This window comes from Enterobacter cloacae complex sp. P18RS (genome assembly GCF_014982105.1).
In the GTDB taxonomy this organism is placed as follows: Bacteria; Pseudomonadota; Gammaproteobacteria; order Enterobacterales; family Enterobacteriaceae; genus Enterobacter; species Enterobacter hormaechei_C.
Map to the genome: position 1 here is coordinate 84,169 of NZ_JADCKV010000010.1, position 25,331 is coordinate 109,499.

Sequence of the window (25,331 nt, forward strand, 5' to 3'; positions counted from 1 at the left end):
CCCGCGAGATTATTAGCATTGTTTTCCCGCCTTATTATCCGCTTTTCCCGTTAAATCAGGGCGTTGATTAACAGCCCTGGGGTTAAGGTGAAAAAAAAGACAATAACCACCACCGGAAATTTTACTCCGGCACGTTTTGCACTTCTGTGTCTCGCCATCTTTTGTAGCCTTGCGTTTCTGCTGGGCCGCGTAGCGTGGCTACAAATTATCAAACCGGATAATCTGGTGAAGCAGGAGGATATGCGCTCCCTGCGCGAAGTGGCGATAGACGCCCCGCGTGGGATGATTGTTGACCGTGAAGGGCGACCCCTTGCGGTGAGCGTACCCGTCCAGGCCGTCTGGGCCGATCCCAAAACAGTGCTGGAAAAAGGGGGGATCGGTTTTGACTTGCGCTGGCAGGCCCTGGCAAATGCCTTACACCTTTCTCTGAGTACGCTCGCATCGCGAATTAACAGTAACCCGCACGGGCGATTTATTTACCTGGCCCGTCAGGTTGATCCCGCCCAGGCAAAGTGGATCGATAAGCTACGTCTCCCCGGTATCAACCTTCGCGATGAGTCCCGCCGCTTTTATCCTGCCGGGCACGTGGCGGCGAACCTGATTGGCTTCACCAATATTGATGGTCAGGGCATTGAGGGCGTCGAGAAAAGCTTTAACACGCAGCTTACCGGGAAGGCAGGCGTGCGGCTGGTCAGGAAAGATCGCTACGGACATGTGGTGGAGAACCTTACGGAGGTGGCTCCCGTACCTGCACATAATATCCAGCTTAGTATCGATGAACGCCTGCAAACTATCACCGAAGACGCGCTGGATAATGCCGTGGCGTGGAACAAAGCCGAGTCAGGCGCGTCGGTGCTGATTAATATCCGGACGGGCGAAATTCTGGCGATGGCGAGCTTCCCCGACTTTAATCCCAACAACCGGGAAGGGGCAACGCTGGATGATTTTCGCAATCGCGCGATCAGCGACACCTTTGAACCTGGCTCGACCGTTAAGCCTCTGGTGCTGATGACGGCGCTACAGCAGGGGCTGGTACAGCCTGACAGCGTGATAGATACGCATCCCTACACCATTGATGGTCATCGTATTCGTGATGTGGGCTACTACCCCGAGCTGACGATGACCGGGATTTTGCAAAAATCCAGCGACACAGGCGTATCCCGTCTTTCGCTGGCGATGCCCGTGCAACGGTTACTGGATACCTATAAAAACTTTGGTTTTGGCGAGAGTACCGGGCTTGGTTTAACGGGAGAAAGCGCAGGTTTACTGCCGCAGCGAAAATTCTGGAGTCAGTTAGATCGGGCGACCTTTGCCTTTGGGTATGGCCTGATGGTAACCCCCCTCCAACTGGCGCATGTGTATGCCACCATCGGCAGCTACGGCATTGAACGGCCTCTGTCCATCACCCGTATTGACCCGCCGGTGATTGGCAAGCGGGTGATGCCCGAGGAAATTGTTCACGAGGTGGAACATATGATGGAGAGCGTTGCGTTACCCGGCGGTGGCGGGGTCAAAGCGGCGGTGCGTAACTATCGCGTGGCGATAAAAACCGGGACGGCCAAAAAAATCGATGAACATGGTAAGTATGTGGATAAATACGTCGCCTATACCGCAGGCGTTGCGCCTGCCAGCGATCCCCGTTTCGCGCTGGTGGTGGTGATCAACGATCCGCAAAACGGTGCCTACTATGGCGGGGCCGTTTCTGCGCCCGTGTTCAGCGAAATTATGGGTAACGTCCTGCGCCTGGAAAACGTGAAGCCAGACGGGCTGCCGGCAGATTCTGACCATCTGATCGTGATGCGTCACCCAGCCGTTTATAACCCTGGCGAATAGCGGTACACTTCGCCTTTTGGTTTACGCCCTGGAGCTGTCATGTCTTTCAGTTGTCCCCTTTGCCACGCGCCGCTGACGCGCGCGGAGAAAACGTTTATCTGTCCACAGGGACATCAGTTTGACCGGGCGAAAGAGGGCTATGTAAATCTTCTGCCGGTACAACACAAGCGCTCCCGGGACCCGGGTGACAGCGCGGAGATGATGCAGGCGCGCCGGGCGTTTCTCGATGCCGGGCACTATCAACCGCTCAGGGATGCCGTTGTCGCCTTACTCCGTCAATATCTGACAGAAGGCGCATCCGCCATGCTGGATATCGGCTGCGGCGAAGGTTACTACACCGCCACGTTTGCTGACGTGGCGGCTGAGAAGGGCGCCGAAACTTACGGGCTGGACGTGTCGAAAGTGGCAATCCGTTCGGCAGCCAAACGCTACTCAGCGGTAACGTTCTGCGTGGCCTCCAGCCACCGCCTGCCGTTTGAAGAAGCGAGTATGGACGCCGTGGTGCGTATCTATGCGCCGTGCAAGGCAGAGGAGCTGGCGCGCGTCGTTAAGCCTGGCGGCTGGGTTATCACCGTCACGCCAGGGCCGCGTCATCTGCTGGAGCTAAAAGGGCTGATCTATGATGAAGTTCACCTGCATGCGCCGCACTCTGAACAGCTGGCGGGCTTTGCGTTAAAGCAGGCGCAGTCGGTAGCGTATGAAATGACGTTGCAGGGAAGTGAAGCGGTGGCGTTACTGCAAATGACGCCGTTTGCATGGCGGGCAAAACCAGAGGTGTGGGAAACGCTGGCAGCGCAGACAGAATTTCGCTGCCAGACGGATTTCAGCATCCATTGCTGGCAGCGCGAAGGTTAACCCGCGAAGTGTGCCCAAAGGATTTGGGCACCAATCCCGATCAACACGATACCGCCCAGAATTTCGGCGCGTTTGCCTAACAGCGGGCCAATGAACCGACCCACCATCATCCCCAGCGTTGACATGATCAGCGTGGCGCAGCCAATCGCCAGCGCGGTGGCGATAATATTGACCTGCAAAAACGCCAGACCGACACCCACGGCCATTGCATCCAGGCTGGTTGCGATGGCGGTTGTCACCAGAAGCCAGAAGCCGTGGCGTTGCAGCGGCGCATCATCTTCATCGCCGTTACCACGAAAGCCTTCAATCACCATGCGTCCGCCGAGGAACACCAGCAGCACGAAAGCAATCCAGTGATTCCACTCCAGCACAAACTGGCTGGCGAGCATCCCCAGACCCCAGCCGATAAGCGGCGTCAGCGTTTCAATAGCGCCAAAGATGAGACCGGTACGCAGAGCTTCGGAAAATTTAGGTTTATGGAGGGTGGCGCCTTTACCAATAGAGGCGGCAAATGCGTCCATGGACATGCCAAAAGCCAGAAGGATCGTAGCGGAGATATTCATAAGAGCGTCCAGACCGGGGATATCCATATGACACATCACTGCCCCCAGTAAACAGCAGTTGATGTATCTATGGTCTCGCCTGATCGCTTTCGCACTGTAAGTGTGCTGAAAACGATCCGTACGCGCCACGTTTTTCAACGAGTATGTTGACACGTACATTTCCCGCAGGCAGGAAATCGGCTACTCCCCAACGACGGGCGCAACCTTAACATATTTTGAGAATATAAAACAACAACGAAGATGGCTTTATATAGCCACTATATTGATAACGATTTTCATTTAGATTTATGCGTGAAAATATCGTTAACAAATATAAGGCAATTAACAGAGGAGATATAGCACCGGCTATATTGCTGGTTTAAGAATAATGCAATATATAGCCGATGCTATAATATTAACTCATTGAGTTTTAACGAGTAATTTGTAGATCTTTTCCAGGTCATCAATATTTTTGACCCGGATGAGCAGGCGGCGTTGTTCTAATTGCATCACCAGAACCCCGTCTTCGGATAAATTCATCTCTTTAATACGGTTATATTCTATCCAGACATTAGCGAAGAAGAATCCGTGTTTTTTAAAAATGAGTTTTGGCGAGCGGATCCAGAACAGGTAAATCGCCATTAATGCCAGCGCACATAATAACCATGTGGTTAATATTGCGCCGTGGCTGGTCACATTATTGTAAATCAGGATGACTACCAGACCGGCGAAGATAAACGCATCAATGCGTCCACGGCGTAAGAGGGGAAGGGTCAGCAGCGTCTCGCCGTGGCGGCGAGGCATAATGAACTCGTCATAGATCGCGTAAGCCAGAAGGGCAACAATAAATAAAACCAGTACGGTGTCCGTGACAGTCATTCATCCTCCAGATAAAAAGACCGGGGGCAAGCCCCCGGTCGGTAACGCATTTTATTACAGACCCAGCAGGCCGACGGCGTAGCCCGCGATACCGATGACGAAGAAGCCAACGATGATCCACAGCGGGTTCACTTTCTTACGCAGCAGCCACATACAGGCGAAGGTTAGCAGCAGCGGTACCAGGCCCGGCATCAGCTGGTCCAGAATCGTCTGCACGGTGGTAACGCGCGTCTGACCATCCTGACCAGTGATCGTCGATACCACCAGCGGGATGTTCACGTGCGTCCACTTGTTAACCAGCGCCCCCATTACAAACAGGCCGAGGATTGACGCCCCCTCAGTCAGTTTTTGCAGGAAGCCGCCGCCCATATCCTTAACGATATCCACCCCTTTACGATAACCGTACGCCACGCCGTAGTAACGGGTCAGCAGACGCACCGCGTTGAACAGGATGAAGAACAGCAGAGGACCGAGCAGGCTGCCGCTCATGGCGATCCCGGCGCCCAGCGCCGCAAAGACCGGACGCACGGTACCCCAGAAGATCGGGTCGCCCACGCCTGCCAGCGGCCCCATCAGACCAACTTTGATACCGTTGATGGCACCATCGTCGATCTCAGCCCCGTTCGCACGCTGCTCTTCCATTGCCAGCGTCACGCCCAGAACAGGCGCCGCAACATAAGGATGGGTGTTGAAGAATTCCAGGTGACGCTTAATTGCCTGACGGCGTGCTTCGTTGTTTTCCGGATACAGGCGTTTGATGGCCGGCACCATGGAGAAGCAGAAGCCGAGCGCCTGCATACGTTCGAAGTTCCATGAACCCTGAAACAGGTTAGAACGGATGAACACGCCACGAATATCACCCGGAGTGAGTTTTTTCTCAGTGGTAGTTTTTGTCATATCAACCATTTCGCTCACCTGTTAGTCCAGTTCGTTATCGAGATCGTTGTTACCAGCAGCCTGCGCAGGGGCACCCGCGACACGGTTGTATTTCGGGCTGAGCTGGATATAAAGAATCGCCATCACCGCACCAATCACACCCAGCGCAACCAGGTTGAAGTTGGTGAACGCAGCGGTAACGAAGCCAAGGTAGAAGAATGGCATCAGGTAGCCTGCGCGCATCATGTTGATGACCATCGCATAACCGACCACCACGATCATACCCCCGGCGATATTCAGACCGCTGGTAACCACTTCAGGGATCGCATTCAGCATGCCCTGAACTTCGCTGGTACCGACAGAAATCGCCACGATAACCGCAGGGATTGCGATACGCATCGCTTGCAGGAACAGGGAAGAAACGTGGATCCAGGAGAGCGCGGTGAGGTTGCCGTTTTCGGCCGCCTTATCCGCCGCGTGCTGGAAGGCAACGGTAATAGTACGGACGATAATGGTCAGCACCTGACCCGCTGCGGCCAGCGGGATGGCCAGCGCGATACCGGCACCAATACTCTGATGACCAGCGATAACCAGAACGGTTGAAATAATGGACGCCAGCGCGGCATCTGGCGCAACTGCCGCACCGATGTTCATCCAGCCGAGGGCGATCATTTCCAAAGTACCACCGATGATGATACCGGTTTTCATGTCACCGAGAACGGCGCCAATCAACGTACAGGCCACCAGAGGGCGGTGGAACTGAAATTCATCAAGTACGGACTCCATACCCGCAATACATGCGACGATGAACACCAGCACAATCTGAAGAGTAGTAATCTCCATTGCACTTCTCCTATTACATAAGCTCTATATGAAAAACCGGCCCGGGCTTATTTCCCCACTTTGCCGATCAAATCCATCATTTTCAGTTTCTGGTCCGTGGAAACCTTACGGGCTTCCAGTTCGATACCGCGTGCATTCAGTTTGTTGAAGGCCTCGATATCTTTCGCATCCACTGAAATCGCGTTGTTGACCTGCGTTTTGCCCTGACGGAATGCCATACCGCCAATGTTAACGGAGGTGATTTTCACGCCGCCTTCAACAATGCGTTCGACGTCTGTCGGGTTGGTGAAGAGAAGCATCACGCGCTCACCCGCATATTTCGGGTTGTTGTAAACGCGGATCATTTTGGCGACATCCACGACGTGCGCGGTGACGCCCGGCGGTGCAACCTGGGTAAGAAGGGTTTTACGGACAGTGTCGGCGGCCACTTCGTCACTGACCACGATGATGCGTTGTACGTTGGTCTCTTTGGTCCAGCGTGTTGCCACCTGGCCGTGGATCAGACGGTCATCAATACGCGCAAGGCCGATAACCATGTAATCGTTCGGACCCATTGGCTTCGCCGGTGCTGCCGCCCTTGGTGCAGCAGGGGCAGGGGCCGGTTTTTCAACCGGCTGCGCTTTCAGCGCCTTCACGCCTTCGCGACCGGTTTCCACCGCCAGTGCCACCAGTTCATCAAAACCTGGGTTGTCGTCACGCGCCATGAAGGTTTCCACCAACATCGGGATATTCACCCCGGCGACGACTTCATAATGCTCTTTATCGACGACAATGCGGCTGGCAGCGTTGAACGGGCTGCCGCCCCATGTATCCACGAGAAACAGCACGCCTTTGCTGGTATCCAGCTTCTCAAGCTGAGCAGTGTATTTTTCAATCAGCGTCTCGGCATTTTCACCGGGAACGAAATCGATCCAGCCGACGTTTTCCTGCTCGCCCAACAGCATTTCTGCCGTTTTGAGTAACTGCTCCGCAGCCCAACCATGTGTGCCTATGACAATAGCAATGGTCACTTGCTACCTCCTTTTATTATCATGTATACGTCTGCCAGTCAGGCGTACTGAGAATCGTATTGGCCAACCGAATCGATTCAGATAAGGGTTAGAGTTCAAAAAACTAAGACTTCCGCGAATTATTTTAGATAGTGAAAAAATAATTTATGTGATGAAGATCCGTAATTTAGCTAAGCCTTACAGATTTTTCTTTAAGTTAATCCGCGTGTGTTACAGAAGTTTGCAAAGGAACGTAAATCTTTGCTAAAAACCAATTGTCTCTGATATGTTTAGCGTCCGTTTAATTATTCAGGAGTATAGGGCTACAGCCCACTATATGGACCGTCACCGACGTCAGTCATCTTCCAGGCCACTCCGCGCCTTATTCATCGGCGATCTTCGCCACGCATCGACTCTCATTCCTTTTGAAATGCCCGAAATTAGCGGGGCACCGTTTTGTCATTCCTTTAGCAGGAGCGTGTCATGGAATTCTTAATGGACCCGTCAATCTGGGTAGGCTTGCTTACGCTGGTCGTGCTGGAGATCGTTCTCGGTATTGATAACCTGGTGTTTATCGCCATCCTCGCGGATAAGCTCCCGCCGAAACAGCGTGATAAAGCCCGTCTGATCGGCCTCTCGCTGGCGCTGATCATGCGTCTGGGCTTGCTGTCTGTGATCTCGTGGATGGTTACCCTGACGAAGCCGCTGTTCACCGTCATGGATTTCACCTTCTCCGGCCGCGATTTAATCATGCTGGTGGGGGGCCTGTTCCTGCTGTTCAAAGCCACAACAGAGCTGCATGAACGGCTGGAGAACCGGCAGCACGATGATGGCCACGGTAAGGGTTACGCCAGCTTCTGGGTGGTTGTTCTCCAGATTGTGGTGCTTGATGCGGTCTTCTCTCTGGATGCGGTGATTACGGCAGTCGGCATGGTGAACCATCTGCCGGTGATGATGGCGGCGGTGGTGATTGCGATGGCGGTAATGCTGCTGGCGTCAAAACCGCTGACGCGTTTCGTCAACCAGCATCCGACGGTCGTTGTGCTGTGTCTGAGCTTCCTGCTGATGATTGGTCTGAGCCTGGTGGCAGAAGGGTTTGGCTTCCATATTCCGAAAGGCTACCTGTACGCCGCGATTGGCTTCTCGATTCTGATCGAGCTGTTTAACCAGATTGCGCGCCGTAACTTTATTAAGCAGCAGTCGAATCAGCCGCTGCGAGCCCGTACCGCAGATGCGATTCTGCGACTGATGGGTGGACGTCGTCAGGTCAACGTGCAGGCTGATAACGAGAACCGTAACCCGGTTCCGGTGCCGGAAGGCGCGTTTGTGGAAGAAGAACGCTACATGATCAACGGCGTGCTTTCGCTGGCTTCCCGCTCCCTGCGCGGTATTATGACGCCGCGCGGTGAGATCAGCTGGGTGGACGCCAACCTGAGCGTCGACGAAATTCGTCAGCAGCTGCTCTCCTCGCCACACAGTCTGTTCCCGGTCTGCCGGGGTGAGCTGGATGAGATCATCGGTGTCGTACGCGCGAAAGAGATGCTGGTGGCGCTGGAAGAGGGCGTTAACGTCGAGGCCGTAGCGGCCGCGTCGCCCGCCATCGTAGTACCGGAGACGCTGGATCCGATCAACCTGCTGGGCGTATTGCGTCGTGCCCGCGGGAGCTTTGTTATCGTCACCAATGAATTTGGTGTGGTACAGGGCCTGGTGACGCCGCTGGACGTGCTGGAAGCCATTGCCGGTGAATTCCCTGATGCGGATGAAACCCCGGAAATCGTTGCCGACGGTGACGGCTGGCTGGTGAAAGGCACCACCGACCTGCACGCGCTCTCGCACACGCTGGGCGTCGAAAACGTGGTCAATGATGATGAAGACATTGCCACCGTCGCGGGGCTGGTGATTGCCGTTAACGGGCAGATCCCGCGTATTGGTGATGTGCTGGAGCTGCCGCCGCTGCAAATTACTATCGTCGAAGCCAACGACTATCGCGTTGATATGGTGCGTATTGTTAAAGAGCACTCTGCACACGACGAAGAAGAGTAACGCTATCTAGCGTAACGGCAGTAAGGGCACGATGTGTCCGTTGTGGCGGGCTGGCGGAGAGTGACTTTCCGCCAGCCATTTCGGAAACTCGCGCAGCGGCATTGGCCGCGCATACAAGTACCCCTGCAAAATATGTACGCTGTGACGGCGCAGGTAGCGTGACTGCTCCTCGGTTTCCACCCCTTCCGCAACCAGTTCAATATTCAGCCGCTGACCCAGCGCAATAATAATATCCGTTACCGTTGAGTTCACGGCGTCGGTGCCGATCGCGGTGGTGAAGGATTTATCAATTTTCAGCACATCCGGATGCAGTTTTTCTAGCCATGAAAGTGAGCTGTTGCCGGTACCAAAGTCATCAATCGCAAGTTTCACCCCTTTGCGGTGCAGCTCCCGCACGATGCGGTAATCCACATCCAGCAACGCATCGCGTTCGGTTAACTCCACGATCAACTGTTGAACAGGGCTGGCGTTAAACCAGATGCGGTTGAGATCCTGGATCAGCGCAGCGCGGCGAAAATGGCTGGCGGCCACGTTAATGCCGATATGGAAATCGCGCGAGGCCGGGAAATAGCCTATCTGCCGCACCGTTTCGCTGATGACGTAGCGGGTAAGCGGAACAATCAGGTTATGTTCTTCGGCCAGAGGGATAAAGACATCGGGCGAAATCCATCCCTGACGCGGGTTGTTCCAGCGCAGGAGGATCTCGACGCCGACGCATTCCCGGGTGCGGGCATTCACCAGCGGCTGGCAGAAGAGCTCAAACTCCCTGGCCGCAATTCCCATATTGATTTCCCAGGTGAAACTGATGCGCCGCGCGGTGGCGAGCCAGGCGATATAGCCCATCAGTAAGCTGAGCATTAACGCCAGCGGCAGCTGGGTGGGCAGATTTTTTAACGCCATTTCGCCAGGCCCGGGGCCACTCACCGTGACGCTGAAAGGGTAATGCTGTGACGATTGTTCCAGCAGGGAGGCGTTTTCATCGAAGGTCGGCGTAGTCGTCACCTGTTGCCCGTCGCGGAGGAAGTTATCTCCTACTCTCAGGACAACGTCGGTGATCTGCGGCCGCTGCGGCTCGAGAATCATTTTAGTGATGAGATCGATATTCACCACCTCCATCACCCCGTCGTTGCCGTCGCTCGCGAGGGGAGACCACTGAATCAGTACCGGGCTGCCTTTTACCAGCCACCGATCGGTCAGCAGCAACAGCCTGGATTCACTGACCGGCAGCTCCGGCACAAACTCACTGACGGGCACATTACGGCTGCCAAAGACGCTTGAGCAATACAGTATTCCGTCTTGAATGAGGGCGATGGAGCGTACGGTCTGGAGGATCGCCGCCTGTTTTCGCAGGATCAGATTTGCTTCGGAACAGGGTATGCCAACCAGTGAAAGTAGCGTTTCCCGCTGGGCCTTTAACGAAAGAAGCACCTTATCAAGCGCACGCACGGTGTGGTGGGTAAAGTCGTGGATCCGATCCTGATTTATGTTGCGCTGTGAAATAAAGCGAATACCCAGCGTCAGGACGAGCGTAACGAGCGCAACCGTGACACAGACGATAACGCGTTTTCGGCGATAGTCTTTAATGATCGTTTGTGCAGTTTGCATGAACGGTCGCCTGCTAAGCACCGGCCGGAAAAGCCAGACGCAACAGTGACAGTGTAGTGGGGAATACGTGAAGCGACGAGACGAGAGGGGAAAATTCGCCCATCCGTTGCAGATGGGCGAAAGGAAGGCTTAGTCGCACTGCACCTTAATGGCCAGACCGCCGCGCGAGGTCTCACGGTACTTCGCGTTCATGTCCTTGCCGGTTTCGTACATAGTTTCAATAACCTTATCCAGCGACACGCGTGGCTCGCTGGTACGGCGCATCGCCATACGTGAGGCGTTGATCGCTTTGACGGAGGCGATGGCGTTACGCTCAATGCACGGCACCTGCACCTGGCCGGCAACCGGGTCACAGGTCAGACCGAGGTTGTGCTCCATACCGATTTCCGCCGCTACGCACACCTGCTCAGGGCTGGCGCCCAGCAGTTCCGCCAGACCCGCTGCTGCCATAGAGCAGGCCACGCCCACTTCACCCTGACAGCCTACTTCGGCACCAGAGATGGACGCATTCATTTTGTACAGCGCGCCGATAGCACCTGCCGCGAGGAAATAGCGGATATAGATGTCCGGCGTCACGGGCTCAATAAAGTGATCGTAATAGGCCAGCACCGCCGGAACGATACCGCACGCGCCGTTGGTTGGCGCCGTCACGACGCGACCACCCGCTGCGTTCTCTTCGTTAACCGCGAGGGCAAACATGTTCACCCAGTCGACCACGTTCATTGGGTCATTGGAGAACTTGTCGGTAGTGACCAGCATGCGGCGCAGAGCAGAGGCACGACGCGGCACGCGCAGTGGCCCAGGCAGAACACCCTCGGTGTTCATCCCGCGGTCAATACAGGCGCGCATGGTTTGCCACACGTTAGCAAAATAGTCTTCGATCTCTTTCTTGCTGTGCAGCGCCAGTTCGTTCTGCATCACCATGCCTGACAGGGACAGACCGGTCTCTTTGCAGTAGCCCAGCATCTCGGTGGCCGATTTAAACGGATAGGGCACATTGACGTCGCCCGCGCTCTCTTTACCAAAGTGTTCTTCGTCAACGATAAAGCCGCCGCCGATGGAGTAGTAAGTTTTGCTGTAGATCTCTTTTTCGCCACTCCAGGCGTGGATGGTCATGCCGTTTTCATGCAGCGGCAGGTTGTCGCTACGAAAACGCATCCCGTCATCCTGCGGGAAGTCCACTTCGTGCTGGCCGTTAGCCAGCAGCAAACGACCGCGCGTTTCCACGTCGCGGATAAATGCCGGAATGGCATCAATATCAACTGTGTCCGGCATATTGCCCGCCAGACCCATAATAATGGCGATATCGGTGTGGTGGCCTTTACCCGTTAATGACAGTGAACCGTAAACGTCTACGGCGACACGGGTAACGCTTTCCAGTAATCCTTTTTCGACCAGATCATCGACGAACTGTTTACCGGCCTTCATCGGCCCTACAGTGTGGGAAGAAGATGGACCAATCCCCACTTTGAACATGTCGAATATACTAATCACTTTCACACTCCTGACAGGGTTACTGGGGTTCCAGTAACGATGTTATAACTGCGCATAGTGTAAGAGGGAACACCAACCTCGGCTTAACTATTCACATGAATTAAACTAATGGTTAACGATGGTTTTGCTAATAGCGCGACGCCGATCGCAAACCTGCCAGAAAAGGGTGGAATGTAAAGTATAGTCAAGGCTTCAGGCCGATTTGCAGGGCCAGCTCACGAATGATGCCTGCCGTCATGCCCCAGACAAAATAATGCTGATACCACGACAGCCAGACCCGATGATCGTGTCCGCGGCGGTGAATATCCAGCGGGTGATAGCGACCCAGACGAAGGGCCTCTTCCAGCGGCATTTCGAATACCGCTGAAACTTCATCGACGCTGGCGTGATACTGAAGATCGGGCGGAATAATGCCAACGACCGGCGTGACCTGAAAACCGGTTACGCTGTCCACTGGCGGCAGCACGCCGATCACCTCGACCGCCTCCGGAGGGATCGCCACTTCCTCATGCGCTTCGCGCAGTGCGGCGGCAATCAGGGATGCATCGGTGCTGTCCACCGCGCCGCCCGGGAACGCAACCTGACCGGCGTGTTTTCGCATATGCGGTGAGCGCTGGGTAAGCAACAGACCCGGCTGCTCACGACGCACGACCGGGATCAGCACCGCCGCCTGACGTTGATTCAGCGTGGCGCGGTTAACCTGGGGCCGCAGAAGCTGAAAGCGCGACAGAAAATCATCCAGCGTCAGGTTGTCTTTCTTCACCGTGAGTTCTCCAGTTGTTTCAGGATACGATTCACTTTATCAAAGGTTTCCTGATATTCCGCCTCCGCCTGGCTGTCGGCCACAATGCCACCGCCTGCGGAACAGTACAGGTTACCGTCGCAGGCCGTCAGGGTGCGAATAGTGATGCTGGTATCCATGGTGCCGCACAGACTCACATAGCCGATGCTGCCGCACCAGGCGTTGCGGCGATGCGGTTCCAGTTCGTCGATGATCTCCATCGCCCGGACCTTCGGCGCGCCGGTAATGGAGCCGCCCGGAAACGCGGCGCGGAGCAGATCGCAGGCGGTTCGCGAGGCCGGCAGACGTGCGGTGATGGTGCTGACCAGATGATGCACCGCCGGGAATGGCTCCACGACGAACAGCTCCGGCACGCGCACGCTGCCCGGCTCGGCGACGCGGCCAATATCATTGCGCATCAGATCGACAATCATCAGGTTTTCAGCGCGATCTTTCGGCGAGGCCGCCAGCGTCTCCGCCTGCTGACGGTCGGCGTCGGCATCCGCAAGGCGCGGCAGGGTGCCCTTTATCGGGCGGGTCTGAATCATACCGTCAGCCAGGTGAATAAAACGCTCAGGCGAAAGGCTGAGGATGGCGCCGTGTTCAAGGCGTAAAAATGCGCTGAACGGGGCCTTATTGCTGGCATTAAGGCGGGTAAACGCCTGCCATTCGTCTCCCTCGTATGCCGCCTGGAAACGCTGGGCGAGGTTGACCTGATAACAGTCGCCGCTGTGAAGATACGCCTGCACGCGGGAGAATTTTTCCGCGTATTCCTCCGCGCTCATGTTCGAGCGCCAGCCGGAGGTTAGCATAAAGCGTTCCGGGGCGGCGGGCCGTTGCGCCTCAAGCCAGGCCAGACGCGCCTGCACGTCCCGGTGGCTTAGCAGAGAAACCGTCTGCTTACGGTGATCCACGATCAGCGCCCAGTCATACAGCCCCACCGCCATATCCGGCAGGGAAATATCCGCCTGCGCATGCTCGGGCAGCTTTTCGAAACGGCGACCCAGATCGTAACCAAACAGGCCCAGCGCGCCCCCCTGGAAAGGCAGATCCGGATCCGGTGTGGCAGATAAGCCCAGAGCATGGATCTCGTTCTGGAGCCGCATCAGCGGATCGTCCGTTGGCGACAGCGCATCGGTCGTCAGCGTTTTAACCGGGTCGGCCACCAGAATGTCAAAGCGGCTGTAGGGGTGATCCGCATGCCCGGAGTGCAGCAGCATCGCAAAAGGAAGGTGGCTCAGACGGGCAAACCAGAACTCGGCGGCGTCTGCACGCCAGGGCAAGGTCATAACAGTGGGGAAGCGCATGTTCATGTATGGCATACTACCGGGCAGCGTGAAATAATTAGCGCGAATAATTTAGCAGGAGTTAACGATGTTTGCAGGTTTACCTTCTCTCAGCCATGACCAACAGCAGAAAGCCGTTGAACGTATTCAGGAGCTGATGTCCCAGGGGATGAGCAGCGGACAGGCAATTTCCCAGGTCGCGGAAGAACTTCGCGCCACCCATACCGGCGAGCGGATCGTGGCGCGCTTTGAGGATGAAGATGAAGAATAACCGGCTTACACTGCCGCGATAATCTTGATCTCAACCTTATATTCCGGTTTCATCAGCGTGGCCTGTACGGTGCAGCGTACAGGCGCGTGACCCGCCACCACCCACGCATCCCAGGCTTTATTCATCGCCGCGAAATCGTCTTTATTCGCCAGAAAAATCGTCGCATCCAGAATGCGGGATTTATCGCTGCCCTGTTTTTCCAGTACGGCGTCGATCTGCGCCAGGGTGTTGGCGGTCTGCTCGAAGGCGTCAGCGTCCAGATTGGCAGGGACGCAGGTGTAGTACAGCGTCTGGTTGTGGATCACCACATCAGACCAGCGGGCTTCGGCATCAATGCGCGTAATTGTCATAAACGTATCCTCGTTATCTTTCGTCGTCAGGCGGCAAGACTGCCATAATGTTCCGCCGTCGTCACTATTGGGGTGGCACCGGAGAGAAGGGGCTGACATAATCCCTGTGCAAAAATACAGTGAGAGAACACCGTGGCAGACGATTTTTCCCCAGAAGGTCAGTTAGCACAGGCTATTCCCGGCTTTAAACCGCGCGAACCCCAACGTCAGATGGCGCATGCCGTCGCGCACGCCATCGACAAGGCTCAGCCGCTGGTCGTGGAGGCCGGCACCGGTACGGGGAAAACGTATGCTTACCTCGCTCCTGCGCTGCGGGCGAAAAAAAAGGTGATCATCTCTACGGGATCAAAAGCGCTCCAGGATCAGCTCTACAGCCGCGATTTACCCACGGTGGCGAAAGCGCTGAAATACAAAGGGCGTCTGGCCTTGCTGAAAGGGCGTTCTAACTACCTGTGTCTGGAGCGTCTTGAACAGCAGGCGCTGGCGGGCGGCGACCTGCCGGTACAAACCCTGAGCGATGTGATCGTCCTGCGCGCCTGGGCCAACCAGACGGAGGAGGGGGACATCAGCACCTGCGCGAGCGTGCCGGAAGACTCCCCGGCCTGGCCGCTGGTGACCAGCACCAATGACAACTGCCTCGGCAGCGACTGCCCGCTGTATAAGGACTGTTTTGTGGTGAAAGCGCGTAAAACCGCGATGGACGCCGACGTGGTGGTGGTGAACCATCACCTGTTTCTTGCGGATATGGTGGTCAAAGACAGTGGTTTCGGCGAGCTGATCCCGGAGGCGGAGGTGATGATCTTCGATGAAGCCCATCAGCTACCGGACATCGCCAGCCAGTATTTTGGTCAGTCGCTCTCCAGCCGTCAGCTTCAGGATCTGGCGAAAGATATTACCATTGCCTATCGCACCGAACTCAAAGATACCCAGCAGTTGCAGAAGTGCGCGGACCGCCTGGCGCAATGCGCACAGGATTTCCGCTTACAGCTTGGCGAGCCGGGCTATCGCGGCAACCTGCGCGAACTGCTCGCAGACAAAAATATCCAGCGCGCGCTGCTGCTGCTCGATGATGCCCTTGAACTCTGTTACGACGTGGCGAAGCTGTCCCTCGGACGTTCAGCGCTGCTGGACGCCGCTTTCGAGCGCGCCACGCTCTACCGTGGGCGGCTGAAGCGGCTGAAAGAGATCAACCAGCCGGGCTATAGCTACTGGTACGAATGTACCTCGCGCCACTTCACCCTGGCGCTCACGCCGCTGACCGTTGTTGATAAATTCAAAGAGGTGATGGCGCAAAAGCCCGGCACCTGGGTCTTTACCTCGGCCACGCTGTCGGTCAATGACGATCTGCACCACTTTACCGAGCGCCTCGGCATTGAGCAGGCGGAATCCCTGCTTCTGCCGAGCCCGTTCGACTATGAGAAACAGGCGCTGCTGTGCGTGCCGCGCAATCTGCCGCTGCCTAACCAGCCGGGCGCGGCGCGCCATCTGGCGGCCATGCTGAAGCCGATGATTGAGGCCAACAACGGGCGCTGCTTTATGCTCTGCACCTCACACGCCATGATGCGCGAACTGGCCGAGCAGTTCCGCGCCACCATGACGCTACCGGTGCTGTTGCAGGGGGAAACCAGCAAAGGCCAGCTGCTCCAGCAGTTTGTCAGCGCCGGTAATGCCCTGCTGGTGGCGACCAGCAGCTTCTGGGAAGGGGTGGACGTGCGCGGCGATACGCTCTCGCTGGTGATTATCGATAAGCTGCCGTTCACATCGCCGGACGATCCGCTCCTGAAAGCGCGCATGGAGGATTGCCGTCTGCGCGGGGGCGATCCGTTCGACGACGTCCAGCTGCCGGACGCGGTCATCACGCTTAAACAGGGGGTAGGGCGACTGATCCGCGACGTCACCGACCGCGGGGTGCTGGTGATCTGCGACAACCGCCTGGTGATGCGTCCCTACGGCGCCACCTTCCTCGCCAGCCTGCCGCCCGCGCCGCGCACGCGGGATATTAAACGCGCGGTCCGCTTCCTGGCGAACCCGACGGCGGAGTAATTCTTTCCGGAGTGTGTTAAGATGCGCGCCATTTTGTGACTGACCATTGCGAGAGCGCGACGACTGATGCGAATTCTGGCTATTGATACCGCGACAGAGGCCTGTTCCGTTGCCCTGTGGAACGACGGTACGACTTTTGCTCATTTCGAAGAGTGCCCACGGGAACACACCCAACGTATTCTGCCCCTGGTAAAAACCATTTTAACCGAGGGCAACACCTCCTTAACCGACCTCGACGCGCTGGCCTACGGCCGTGGTCCGGGCAGCTTTACGGGCGTACGTATCGGGATAGGCATTGCGCAGGGGCTGGCGCTGGGCGCTGACCTGCCGATGATCGGCGTCTCAACGCTTGCGACCATGGCTCAGGGTGCCTGGCGCATGACCGGCGCCACCCGCGTGCTGGCTGCGATTGATGCCCGCATGGGGGAAGTCTACTGGACGGAGTACACCCGTGACGAAAACGGCGTCTGGCACGGCGAAGAGACGGAAGCGGTGCTTAAACCTGAAGCCGTCACCGGGCGCCTGAAACAGCTCTCCGGTGAGTGGGCGACGGTCGGAACCGGCTGGCCGGCATGGCCTGAGATGGCGAAGGACACCGGCCTTACGCTGGTGGATGGTAACATCCTCCTGCCCGCCGCAGAAGATATGCTGCCGATTGCCTGTCAGCTACTTGCCGCAGGAAAAACCGTGGCGGTTGAACATGCTGAACCGGTTTATTTACGAAACACCGTCGCGTGGAAGAAACTTCCTGGCCGCGAGTGAATCTCAGTAACAGGAACTGAGAAAAAGGAGTCGCATCATGGCGGTTCAGACTAAAGTTGTACGCTTTCTTATGGCAGGCGCGGTTGCCATAGCACTGAGCGGGTGCGTCACCGTTCCTGATGCGATCAAGGGCACCAGCCCGACGCCACAGCAGGATCTGGTACGCGTGATGAATGCCCCGGAGCTGTATGTCGGGCAGGAAGCGCGGTTTGGCGGCAAGGTGGTTGAAGTGATAAACCAGCAGGGTAAAACCCGACTGGAGATTGCCACTGTCCCGCTGGACGACGGCGCGCGGCCTGTTCTGGGTGAAGCCTCGCGCGGGCGGATCTACGCTGACGTCAGCGGCTTCCTCGATCCGGTAGATTTCCGCGGGCAGCTGGTAACCGTCGTCGGGCCGATTACCGGTTCGGTGGCGGGGAAAATCGGCAATACGCCATACAAATTTATGACCATGCAGGTGAACGGCTACAAACGCTGGCGTATCGCCCAGCAGGTGGTGATGCCGCCACAGCCAATCGATCCGTGGATGTGGGGACCGCATCCGTATCGTTACGGCTACGGTGGCTGGGGTTGGTACAATCCAGGCCCTGCACAGGTTCAAACAATCGTAACTGAGTAACTTACTGTTATTGTTAGGAAAGAGACAGCGGCTCAGCCGCTGTCTCTGTTTTTTTACGGATAAAACGAAAAAAAAGAGTGACGCGCTTCGCAACCTGCAATCTGAACAATTAATAAACTGGTACGCTGAGTTAATATAATGTTAACAAACTGTTTATTATCGGGGCTGTGATGACGACGAACACTCATTTCAGAGGTGATGCATTGAAAAAGGTTTGGCTTAACCGTTATCCCGCGGATGTCCCTGCGGAGATCAATCCTGACCGTTATCAATCCCTGATTGAATTATTTGAACACTCGGTACGGCGTTACGCTGACCAGCCTGCATTTGTGAATATGGGCGAAGTGATGACCTTCCGTAAGCTGGAAGAGCGCAGCCGGGCGTTTGCAGCCTATTTACAGGAAGGGTTGGGCTTGCAGAAAGGGGATCGCGTCGCGCTGATGATGCCAAACCTGCTGCAATACCCGGTGGCGCTGTTCGGGATCCTCAGGGCAGGGATGATCGTGGTTAACGTTAACCCGCTCTATACCCCGCGCGAGCTGGAACATCAGTTGAATGACAGCGGCGCGGCGGCGATTGTGATTGTCTCCAACTTTGCCCACACGCTGGAAAAAGTCGTTGAAAGAACCCAGGTTAAACACGTCATCCTGACGCGCATGGGCGACCAGCTCTCTACCGCGAAAGGTACGCTGGTCAACTTTGTCGTTAAATACGTTAAGCGGCTGGTGCCGAAATACCACCTGCCGGATGCCATCTCTTTCCGCCGCGCCCTGCATGCGGGCTACCGGATGCAGTACGTGAAGCCGGAGATCGTGTCCGAGGATCTGGCCTTCCTGCAATACACCGGCGGTACCACCGGCGTGGCCAAAGGGGCGATGCTGACCCACCGTAACATGCTGGCGAACCTTGAGCAGGTTAATGCCACCTACGGGCCGCTGCTGCACCCGGGCAAGGAGCTGGTGATCACCGCGCTTCCGCTGTATCACATTTTTGCGCTGACCATGAACTGCCTGCTGTTTATTGAGCTTGGCGGTCAAAACGTATTGATCACCAACCCGCGCGACATTCCGGGGCTGGTCAAAGAGCTGGCGAAATACCCGTTCACCGCCATGACCGGCGTGAACACCCTGTTTAACGCGCTGCTTAACAATAAAGAGTTCCAGCAGCTCGATTTCTCCACGCTGCACCTCTCTGCGGGTGGCGGGATGCCGGTTCAGCAGGCGGTTGCCGAGCGCTGGGTGAAACTCACCGGGCAATATCTGCTGGAAGGCTATGGCCTGACGGAGTGCGCCCCGCTGGTCAGCGTTAACCCGCATGATATCGACTATCACAGCGGCAGTATCGGTCTGCCGGTCCCGTCGACGGAAGCAAAACTGGTGGATGATGAGGATAACGAAGTGCCTCACGGTGAGCCAGGGGAGCTGTGCGTCAGAGGGCCGCAGGTGATGCTGGGCTACTGGCAACGTCCGGATGCCACGGATGAGATCATCAAAGACGGCTGGCTGCACACGGGCGACATCGCGGTGATGGATGACGAAGGCTTCCTGCGCATCGTCGATCGCAAGAAAGATATGATCCTGGTGTCAGGGTTCAACGTCTATCCGAACGAAATCGAAGACGTGGTGATGCAGCACAGCGGCGTGCTGGAAGTGGCGGCGGTGGGCGTTCCCTCCGGCAGCAGCGGTGAAGCGGTGAAGATATTTGTGGTCAAGAAAGATCCTTCTCTGACCGAGGATGCGCTGATAACGTTTTGTCGCCGTCAGCTGACCGGCTATAAAGTGCCGAAGCTGGTGGAATTCCGGGATGAGCTGCCGAAATCCAACGTCGGGAAGATATTACGACGAGAATTACGTGACGAAGCCCGTGCCAAAGTGGACAATAAGGCCTGAGCTTCACGTTAATCGCCCAGACGCCGGTTAATCCGGCGTTTTTTATGGGCGCAAACAAAAGAGAGTCCGATTTGAATTACCAGATGATCACTACCAACGACGAGCTGGCTTCGCTGTGCGAGGTGACGCGTGAATTTCCCGCTATCGCCCTGGATACGGAATTTGTCCGCACCCGAACGTACTATCCGCAGCTGGGTCTGATTCAGATGTATGACGGCAAACACGTGTCGTTGATTGACCCCCTCGGCATTACCGACTGGGCACCAATGCGCGAGCTGTTGCTGGATACCGCCGTGACCAAATATCTGCACGCGGGCAGTGAAGATCTGGAAGTATTTCTCAACACCTTTGGCATCATGCCGCAGCCGCTGATTGATACCCAGATCCTCGCGGCGTTCAGCGGTCGTCCGCTCTCCTGGGGTTTTGCGGCGATGGTGGAAGAGTACACCGGTCTGACGCTGGATAAGAGCGAATCGCGTACCGACTGGCTCGCGCGTCCGCTGACGGCGCGTCAGCTTGAATACGCCGCGGCAGACGTCTTTTATCTTCTTCCAATTGCCGGCCAGCTCATGAAAGAGGCTGAGGCGTCCGGTTGGCTGTCTGCCGCACTGGACGAGTGCCGCATGACGCAGCAGCGTCGCCAGGAAGTAGTTGATCCGAAAGAAGCCTGGCGTGACATCACCAACGCCTGGCAGCTGCGCACCCGCCAGCTGGCCTGTCTGCAATTGCTGGCTGACTGGCGTCTGCGTAAAGCGCGTGAGCGCGATCTGGCGGTTAACTTCGTGGTGCGTGAAGAACACCTGTGGGCGGTGGCGCGCTATATGCCGGGTAGCCTTGGTGAGCTGGACAGCATTGGCCTTTCCGGAAGTGAGATCCGTTTCCACGGTAAAACGCTGCTCGCGCTGGTAGAGAAAGCTCAGCAACTGCCAGAGGACGCACTGCCAGAACCGCTGCTTAACCTGATGGATATGCCGGGCTACCGCAAGGCGTTCAAAGACATCAAAGCGCTGGTGCAGACGGTGGCGGGGGAAAGCAAACTGAGTGCCGAACTGCTGGCTTCACGTCGTCAGATTAACCAGCTGCTGAACTGGCACTGGAAGTTGAAACCGCAAAATGGTTTACCGGAACTGGTCGCCGGATGGCGGGGGGAACTGATGGCCGAACGCCTGAATACCCTGCTGGAAGGGTATCCGCGCTAAAGAATTGTAGCCCCGGTAAGCGCAGCGCCACCGGGGAAATTGCCGGGAGGCGCGATGCTTACCCGGCCTACAAAATCACAAACGGATTAACGCGACTCTTCCGCTTCCGGAAGCGTCACGTTCAGCTCCAGAATCGAAATATCCCCGTCTTTCTGCTCCAGCTGAACGGTGACCATTTCCGGGTCAATCTGCACGTATTTGCAGATCACTTCCAGAATGTCTTTGCGCAACTGCGGCAGGTAGTGCGGTTCGGCGTCGCTACGACGACGTTCCGCCACAATGATTTGCAGACGTTCTTTTGCGATGTTGGCGGTGCTTTTTTTCCGCGAGAGAAAAAAGTCCAGTAATGCCATAACTTATCCTCCGAACAGGCGTTTGAGGAAACCTTTCTTCTCTTCTTCAATGAAGCGGAAAGGACGTTCTTCTCCCAGCAGACGGTCAACGGTATCCGCATACGCTTTACCTGCGTCTGCCTGTGTATCCAGGATCACGGGCTCGCCCTGGTTAGAGGCGCGCAACACGGACTGATCTTCCGGGATCACGCCAACCAGTTTGATGCGCAGGATCTCCAGCACGTCTTCCATGCTCAGCATGTCACCTTTGTTCACCCGGCCCGGGTTGTAGCGGGTCAGCAGCAGGTGCTCTTTGATTGGCTCCTGGCCATTTTCCGCGCGACGGGATTTCGAGGCCAGAATGCCGAGAATACGGTCGGAGTCACGTACTGACGAGACTTCCGGGTTGGTGGTGATGATGGCTTCATCCGCGAAGTAGAGCGCCATCAAAGCCCCGGTTTCGATACCGGCCGGGGAGTCGCAGACCACGAAGTCGAACTCCATCTTTTTCAGATCGTCGAGCACCTTTTCCACGCCTTCGCGGGTCAGGGCGTCTTTATCACGGGTCTGGGACGCCGGAAGAATGTAGAGGTTCTCGGTACGCTTATCTTTAATCAGCGCCTGGTTAAGGGTGGCATCGCCCTGAATGACGTTCACGAAGTCATACACCACGCGACGCTCGCAACCCATGATCAGGTCCAGGTTACGCAGACCGATATCGAAGTCGATTACGACGGTTTTCTTTCCCTTCTGGGCCAAACCAGTAGCGATGGCCGCGCTGGAGGTGGTCTTGCCAACGCCTCCTTTACCCGAAGTCACAACAATAATGCGTGCCATAGAAATTCCTTGTTAAAAGGGATCAATTTAACGGTTGAACGGTCAAAGCGTTATCTGCCAGTTGCAGACGGGCCGCTTTGCCATAAAATTCGGCTGGGATTTTATCGCTCAGCCAATATTCACCTGCGATAGACACCAGTTCTGCCGTCAGGTGAGTACAAAAAATTTGTGCTTCTCGATCGCCGCTGGCGCCCGCAAGCGCACGCCCACGCATCATACCGTAAACGTGAATATTGCCATCTGCAATCAGTTCTGCGCCCGCACTGACGTGGCTTGTAACAATCAGATCACAGTTTGGCGCATAAATGCGCTGACCGGAACGAACCGGCAGATCAATCAATCGCGTTTTTGTGACTGGGGCTACATTTTGCGCCGGAGGCGGGGGAGCGGGAACGGTTGCAGGCGTTGCACGCGGGGCTTTTTCTTTGCCCTCGTTTAACAAGGGCAAACCCGCGCGTTCAATTTCGGCTTTTAACTCTGCGTCTTTGCAGCCGCTAATACCCACGATGCGCAACCCCGTGGAGACGACGGCCTGCTGGAGTCGCTTCCAGTTAACCGGCCCCTCAAGGTCGCTTACATTGACGACGACAGGAGCATGCTTAAGAAAAGCGGGAGCCTGCGCGATTTTGTCTTCTAACGCCTGACGAATAACCTCGGGTTTTGCATCATGCAAATGAACCACTGATAAGGTGAAGCTACTGCCTTTAAGCTCGATGGGCGTATTTGACATCCTGGCCTTACTCAATTTGCTATTAACCGCAACACATCGCCGCGATATTCCGAAGAGTATCAGGCATGTTATAGTCAGGAGTATATTGAGGCAAGCAACCACCCGTTAATTCAGAGTAAAAACATGTTTTGTGTGATCTACAGAAGTACCAGCCGCGACCAGACCTACCTTTATGTCGAAAAGAAAGACGATTTTTCCCGCGTGCCTGAAGAATTAATGAAAAGCTTTGGTCGACCGCAGTTGGCGATGCTGCTGCCGCTGGACGGCCGTAAGAAGCTGGTGAACGCCGATCTTGAGAAAGTCAAAAAGGCGTTAATCGAGCAGGGCTATTATTTACAGCTTCCGCCGCCACCGGAGAATTTATTAAAACAGCACCTTGAGCTGAGCGGAAAGAAATAAGCCCGGGTCCTTCCGGGAACAACTCATCAACCGATTAGGGGTCGACCATGTATCAACATCATAACTGGCAAGGTGCATTACTGGATTATCCCGTCAGCAAAGTGGTCTGCGTGGGCAGCAACTATGCAAAACATATTCAGGAGATGGGCAGCGCCGTGCCGGAAGAGCCGGTTCTGTTTATTAAGCCAGAAACCGCACTGTGCGATATTCGCCAGCCGCTGGTTCTGCCGCAGGGACTGGGTTCGGTGCATCATGAAGTGGAACTGGCGGTGCTGATCGGCGCGACGCTGCGCCAGGCAACTGAAGAGCATGTAGAGAAGGCGATTGCGGGTTACGGTGTCGCGCTCGACCTGACGCTGCGTGACGTCCAGGGCAAAATGAAGAAAGCGGGGCAGCCGTGGGAAAAAGCCAAGGGTTTTGATAATTCATGCCCGATTTCCGGTTTCGTTCCGGTGAGTGAATTTACCGACGATCCGCAGAACACGCAGCTCAGCCTGAAGGTCAACGGCGAGATCCGCCAGCAGGGAACAACCGCTGACATGATCCATAAGATCGTTCCGCTGATTGCCTACATGAGCCGCTTCTTCACCCTGAAACCTGGTGACGTGATCCTCACCGGCACTCCGGAAGGTGTGGGGCCGCTGCTTGGCGGCGACGAACTGGACGTCAGTTTTAACGGCCTGTCGCTGAAAACCCGCGTGCTGTAAAAGCACCTTGCCGCCTGAAAAGGGCGGCAAAACTTGCATCAACGTGCCAGACTCGTTATAAGGTGCGCTCTATTTTGACGTGTGGACATCCCGATGAACGACATTCCTTTCTGGCAAAGCAAAACTCTCGACGACATGACCGACGCGGAGTGGGAATCGTTGTGTGACGGCTGCGGGCAGTGCTGCCTGCATAAGCTGATGGATGAAGATTCGGACGAGATCTATTTCACCAACGTAGCCTGCAAGCAGTTAAACATCAAAACCTGCCAGTGCCGCAACTATGAGCGCCGTTTCGAATATGAGCCGGACTGCATCAAGTTAACCCGTGAAAATCTGCCGACCTTTGAGTGGCTGCCGCATACCTGCGCGTATCGCCTGCTGGCGGAAGGAAAAGATCTGCCCACATGGCATCCGCTGTTGACGGGGTCGAAAGCGGCGATGCACGGTGAACGTATTTCCGTGCGCCACATTGCGGTGAAAGAGTCCGAGGTGCGCGACTGGGAAGACCACATTATGAATCACCCTAATCGGTGACAATAAAAAACCCGCCGAGGCGGGTTTTTTATTGTGCGCAATTTTGTCGGGTGGCGCTGCGCTTACCCGACCAACAAAACTGACGTTGCCGTTTTGCTTTTACCTTCCAAAAAGATCGCGTTTCTTTGGTTTGAACGGCTGGGCAATCAGCACCAGCAGCGCCACCACAAAGTAGGCGACAAAAATGCCCACCAGCCACTGCGGCATCTCCAGCGTCAGGAACTCCCACTGGCGTACAGAGCAGTCACCGGAGGCCACAAACACCTGCGGCAGCCATTTATCCAGCGGCAGCCAGCTCGGGAAGCGGGCGGCAAAATCACAGGTCATAAACGGCGACGGGTGAAGCTGCATCTGGGTGTGCTCCCAGGCAAGCGCAATCCCTTTCCCGGCGCTGTATAGCCAGATGGCAATTGCCGCATAGCGTAACGGTGATTTGGGTGCAATCGCACCTACCAGACCCGCGCCCATAATGCCGAACAGCGCACAACGCTCATAAATACACAGTACGCAAGGTTTCAGCCCCATCACATGCTGAAACCACAGCGCGACCATTTCCAGCGCAAAGGCGGTCAGGGCCATCAACAACCACGCTCCGCGACCGCGTGAGCACTGGTTCAAAAATCGCAACATAAT

General features: G+C 56.0%; 26 protein-coding genes and 1 riboswitch. Of the genes, 12 read left to right on the forward strand and 14 right to left on the reverse strand.

What is annotated here, in order from left to right; all coding sequences use genetic code 11:
• The first annotated feature begins 87 nt into the window (after window positions 1-87).
• Window positions 88-1,833 carry a peptidoglycan glycosyltransferase FtsI gene (gene ftsI / locus INF61_RS07470; protein ID WP_063138280.1) on the forward strand — a complete coding sequence of 582 codons (1,746 nt, stop codon included), beginning with the start codon at window positions 88-90 and terminating at the stop codon, window positions 1,831-1,833.
• 39 nt (window positions 1,834-1,872) lie between these two features.
• Entirely contained in the window at window positions 1,873-2,688 is an 816-nt protein-coding gene (gene rlmA / locus INF61_RS07475; protein ID WP_032653960.1) for a 23S rRNA (guanine(745)-N(1))-methyltransferase, read from the forward strand.
• Here the strand turns inward: rlmA and mntP are convergent.
• The 5 genes from mntP to manX form a co-directional block, all read right to left on the reverse strand.
• Window positions 2,685-3,251 carry a manganese efflux pump MntP gene (gene mntP, locus INF61_RS07480; RefSeq protein ID WP_003859911.1) on the reverse strand — a complete coding sequence of 189 codons (567 nt, stop codon included), beginning with the start codon at window positions 3,249-3,251 and terminating at the stop codon, window positions 2,685-2,687. The genes rlmA and mntP overlap by 4 nt on opposite strands.
• 1 nt (window position 3,252) lies before the next feature.
• A riboswitch (yybP-ykoY riboswitch) is annotated at window positions 3,253-3,452 on the reverse strand.
• A gap of 198 nt (window positions 3,453-3,650) precedes the next feature.
• Window positions 3,651-4,109, reverse strand: coding sequence for a DUF986 family protein (locus INF61_RS07485; RefSeq protein ID WP_015570303.1), 459 nt, complete (start codon window positions 4,107-4,109; stop codon window positions 3,651-3,653).
• Between the two features lie 54 nt (window positions 4,110-4,163).
• The gene (locus tag INF61_RS07490) at window positions 4,164-5,015 is read right to left on the reverse strand and encodes a PTS mannose transporter subunit IID (RefSeq protein WP_006810994.1); all 852 of its coding nucleotides are present in this window, start codon (window positions 5,013-5,015) and stop codon (window positions 4,164-4,166) included.
• A gap of 12 nt (window positions 5,016-5,027) precedes the next feature.
• Window positions 5,028-5,828 carry a PTS mannose transporter subunit IIC gene (gene manY, locus INF61_RS07495; RefSeq protein WP_003859914.1) on the reverse strand — a complete coding sequence of 267 codons (801 nt, stop codon included), beginning with the start codon at window positions 5,826-5,828 and terminating at the stop codon, window positions 5,028-5,030.
• Between the two features lie 47 nt (window positions 5,829-5,875).
• A complete protein-coding gene (manX, locus tag INF61_RS07500) occupies window positions 5,876-6,838 on the reverse strand; it encodes a PTS mannose transporter subunit IIAB (protein WP_017384327.1) in 963 nt (320 codons plus the stop codon).
• Between the two features lie 462 nt (window positions 6,839-7,300).
• Here manX and yoaE point away from each other — a divergent pair, with 462 nt between their 5' ends.
• Window positions 7,301-8,860: a CNNM family cation transport protein YoaE gene (gene yoaE / locus INF61_RS07505; protein ID WP_006810992.1), complete on the forward strand. Its 1,560-nt coding sequence runs from the start codon at window positions 7,301-7,303 to the stop codon at window positions 8,858-8,860.
• A 6-nt stretch (window positions 8,861-8,866) separates the two neighbouring features.
• Here the strand turns inward: yoaE and INF61_RS07510 are convergent, their stop codons facing one another.
• The 4 genes from INF61_RS07510 to pabB all read right to left on the reverse strand — a co-directional run bounded on the left by INF61_RS07510 (window position 8,867) and on the right by pabB (window position 14,053).
• Window positions 8,867-10,465 (reverse strand): cyclic diguanylate phosphodiesterase, encoded by a 1,599-nt coding sequence (locus tag INF61_RS07510; RefSeq protein WP_193547657.1) that lies wholly within the window; start codon window positions 10,463-10,465, stop codon window positions 8,867-8,869.
• A gap of 129 nt (window positions 10,466-10,594) precedes the next feature.
• Entirely contained in the window at window positions 10,595-11,959 is a 1,365-nt protein-coding gene (gene sdaA, locus INF61_RS07515; RefSeq protein WP_003859920.1) for an L-serine ammonia-lyase, read from the reverse strand.
• Window positions 11,960-12,143: 184 nt separating this feature from the next.
• The gene (locus INF61_RS07520) at window positions 12,144-12,722 is read right to left on the reverse strand and encodes a CoA pyrophosphatase (protein WP_017384324.1); all 579 of its coding nucleotides are present in this window, start codon (window positions 12,720-12,722) and stop codon (window positions 12,144-12,146) included.
• A complete protein-coding gene (gene pabB, locus INF61_RS07525; RefSeq protein WP_017384323.1) occupies window positions 12,719-14,053 on the reverse strand; it encodes an aminodeoxychorismate synthase component 1 in 1,335 nt (444 codons plus the stop codon). Before pabB ends, INF61_RS07520 begins: the two co-directional genes overlap by 4 nt.
• 61 nt (window positions 14,054-14,114) lie before the next feature.
• On the opposite strand from pabB, the gene INF61_RS07530 reads away from it, so the two are divergent.
• On the forward strand, window positions 14,115-14,297 hold the full coding sequence (locus INF61_RS07530; RefSeq protein WP_003859925.1) for a YoaH family protein: 183 nt from the start codon (window positions 14,115-14,117) through the stop codon (window positions 14,295-14,297).
• 5 nt (window positions 14,298-14,302) lie between these two features.
• Here the strand turns inward: INF61_RS07530 and INF61_RS07535 are convergent, their stop codons facing one another.
• Window positions 14,303-14,647, reverse strand: coding sequence for a RidA family protein (locus INF61_RS07535; RefSeq protein ID WP_193547658.1), 345 nt, complete (start codon window positions 14,645-14,647; stop codon window positions 14,303-14,305).
• Between the two features lie 132 nt (window positions 14,648-14,779).
• Here INF61_RS07535 and INF61_RS07540 point away from each other — a divergent pair, with 132 nt between their 5' ends.
• The 5 genes from INF61_RS07540 (at window position 14,780) to rnd (ending at window position 21,159) form a co-directional block, all read left to right on the forward strand.
• Window positions 14,780-16,690: an ATP-dependent DNA helicase gene (locus INF61_RS07540; protein WP_193547659.1), complete on the forward strand. Its 1,911-nt coding sequence runs from the start codon at window positions 14,780-14,782 to the stop codon at window positions 16,688-16,690.
• A gap of 66 nt (window positions 16,691-16,756) precedes the next feature.
• Complete coding sequence (tsaB, locus tag INF61_RS07545; protein ID WP_193547660.1) at window positions 16,757-17,452, forward strand: tRNA (adenosine(37)-N6)-threonylcarbamoyltransferase complex dimerization subunit type 1 TsaB; 696 nt, start codon at window positions 16,757-16,759, stop codon at window positions 17,450-17,452.
• A gap of 37 nt (window positions 17,453-17,489) precedes the next feature.
• The gene (locus INF61_RS07550; RefSeq protein WP_023303883.1) at window positions 17,490-18,071 is read left to right on the forward strand and encodes a Slp family lipoprotein; all 582 of its coding nucleotides are present in this window, start codon (window positions 17,490-17,492) and stop codon (window positions 18,069-18,071) included.
• 203 nt (window positions 18,072-18,274) lie between these two features.
• Window positions 18,275-19,960, forward strand: a complete 1,686-nt coding sequence (gene fadD, locus INF61_RS07555) for a long-chain-fatty-acid--CoA ligase FadD (protein WP_017693264.1) — start codon at window positions 18,275-18,277, stop codon at window positions 19,958-19,960.
• A gap of 83 nt (window positions 19,961-20,043) precedes the next feature.
• A complete protein-coding gene (rnd, locus tag INF61_RS07560) occupies window positions 20,044-21,159 on the forward strand; it encodes a ribonuclease D (protein ID WP_122959317.1) in 1,116 nt (371 codons plus the stop codon).
• Between the two features lie 86 nt (window positions 21,160-21,245).
• Here rnd and minE read toward each other — a convergent pair whose 3' ends face one another.
• The 3 genes from minE to minC are packed head-to-tail and all read right to left on the reverse strand — an operon-like array spanning window position 21,246 to window position 23,058.
• Window positions 21,246-21,512: a cell division topological specificity factor MinE gene (gene minE, locus INF61_RS07565; protein ID WP_003859937.1), complete on the reverse strand. Its 267-nt coding sequence runs from the start codon at window positions 21,510-21,512 to the stop codon at window positions 21,246-21,248.
• Between the two features lie 3 nt (window positions 21,513-21,515).
• Window positions 21,516-22,328 carry a septum site-determining protein MinD gene (gene minD, locus INF61_RS07570; protein ID WP_003859938.1) on the reverse strand — a complete coding sequence of 271 codons (813 nt, stop codon included), beginning with the start codon at window positions 22,326-22,328 and terminating at the stop codon, window positions 21,516-21,518.
• A 22-nt stretch (window positions 22,329-22,350) separates the two neighbouring features.
• Complete coding sequence (gene minC, locus INF61_RS07575) at window positions 22,351-23,058, reverse strand: septum site-determining protein MinC (protein ID WP_015570311.1); 708 nt, start codon at window positions 23,056-23,058, stop codon at window positions 22,351-22,353.
• 123 nt (window positions 23,059-23,181) lie between these two features.
• Here minC and INF61_RS07580 point away from each other — a divergent pair, with 123 nt between their 5' ends.
• The 3 genes from INF61_RS07580 (at window position 23,182) to INF61_RS07590 (ending at window position 24,698) form a co-directional block, all read left to right on the forward strand.
• Complete coding sequence (locus INF61_RS07580; RefSeq protein ID WP_015570312.1) at window positions 23,182-23,457, forward strand: YcgL domain-containing protein; 276 nt, start codon at window positions 23,182-23,184, stop codon at window positions 23,455-23,457.
• Window positions 23,458-23,504: 47 nt separating this feature from the next.
• Window positions 23,505-24,164, forward strand: coding sequence for a fumarylacetoacetate hydrolase family protein (locus tag INF61_RS07585; RefSeq protein WP_160176929.1), 660 nt, complete (start codon window positions 23,505-23,507; stop codon window positions 24,162-24,164).
• A gap of 93 nt (window positions 24,165-24,257) precedes the next feature.
• Window positions 24,258-24,698: a YcgN family cysteine cluster protein gene (locus INF61_RS07590; RefSeq protein ID WP_015570314.1), complete on the forward strand. Its 441-nt coding sequence runs from the start codon at window positions 24,258-24,260 to the stop codon at window positions 24,696-24,698.
• A gap of 99 nt (window positions 24,699-24,797) precedes the next feature.
• Here the strand turns inward: INF61_RS07590 and dsbB are convergent, their stop codons facing one another.
• Window positions 24,798-25,328: a disulfide bond formation protein DsbB gene (dsbB, locus tag INF61_RS07595; RefSeq protein ID WP_017693268.1), complete on the reverse strand. Its 531-nt coding sequence runs from the start codon at window positions 25,326-25,328 to the stop codon at window positions 24,798-24,800.
• Window positions 25,329-25,331 lie beyond the last annotated feature (3 nt).

Coding starts and splice junctions, on each gene's coding strand:
- rlmA (WP_032653960.1), top strand. CDS start 1,873: ATGTCTTTCAGTTGTCCCCTTTGCCACGCGCCGCTGACGCGCGCGGAG.
- mntP (WP_003859911.1), bottom strand. CDS start 3,251: ATGAATATCTCCGCTACGATCCTTCTGGCTTTTGGCATGTCCATGGAC.
- INF61_RS07485 (WP_015570303.1), bottom strand. CDS start 4,109: ATGACTGTCACGGACACCGTACTGGTTTTATTTATTGTTGCCCTTCTG.
- INF61_RS07490 (WP_006810994.1), bottom strand. CDS start 5,015: ATGGTTGATATGACAAAAACTACCACTGAGAAAAAACTCACTCCGGGT.
- manY (WP_003859914.1), bottom strand. CDS start 5,828: ATGGAGATTACTACTCTTCAGATTGTGCTGGTGTTCATCGTCGCATGT.
- yoaE (WP_006810992.1), top strand. CDS start 7,301: ATGGAATTCTTAATGGACCCGTCAATCTGGGTAGGCTTGCTTACGCTG.
- INF61_RS07510 (WP_193547657.1), bottom strand. CDS start 10,465: ATGCAAACTGCACAAACGATCATTAAAGACTATCGCCGAAAACGCGTT.
- pabB (WP_017384323.1), bottom strand. CDS start 14,053: ATGAACATGCGCTTCCCCACTGTTATGACCTTGCCCTGGCGTGCAGAC.
- INF61_RS07530 (WP_003859925.1), top strand. CDS start 14,115: ATGTTTGCAGGTTTACCTTCTCTCAGCCATGACCAACAGCAGAAAGCC.
- INF61_RS07535 (WP_193547658.1), bottom strand. CDS start 14,647: ATGACAATTACGCGCATTGATGCCGAAGCCCGCTGGTCTGATGTGGTG.
- tsaB (WP_193547660.1), top strand. CDS start 16,757: ATGCGAATTCTGGCTATTGATACCGCGACAGAGGCCTGTTCCGTTGCC.
- INF61_RS07550 (WP_023303883.1), top strand. CDS start 17,490: ATGGCGGTTCAGACTAAAGTTGTACGCTTTCTTATGGCAGGCGCGGTT.
- rnd (WP_122959317.1), top strand. CDS start 20,044: ATGATCACTACCAACGACGAGCTGGCTTCGCTGTGCGAGGTGACGCGT.
- minE (WP_003859937.1), bottom strand. CDS start 21,512: ATGGCATTACTGGACTTTTTTCTCTCGCGGAAAAAAAGCACCGCCAAC.
- minD (WP_003859938.1), bottom strand. CDS start 22,328: ATGGCACGCATTATTGTTGTGACTTCGGGTAAAGGAGGCGTTGGCAAG.
- minC (WP_015570311.1), bottom strand. CDS start 23,058: ATGTCAAATACGCCCATCGAGCTTAAAGGCAGTAGCTTCACCTTATCA.
- INF61_RS07580 (WP_015570312.1), top strand. CDS start 23,182: ATGTTTTGTGTGATCTACAGAAGTACCAGCCGCGACCAGACCTACCTT.
- INF61_RS07585 (WP_160176929.1), top strand. CDS start 23,505: ATGTATCAACATCATAACTGGCAAGGTGCATTACTGGATTATCCCGTC.
- INF61_RS07590 (WP_015570314.1), top strand. CDS start 24,258: ATGAACGACATTCCTTTCTGGCAAAGCAAAACTCTCGACGACATGACC.
- dsbB (WP_017693268.1), bottom strand. CDS start 25,328: ATGTTGCGATTTTTGAACCAGTGCTCACGCGGTCGCGGAGCGTGGTTG.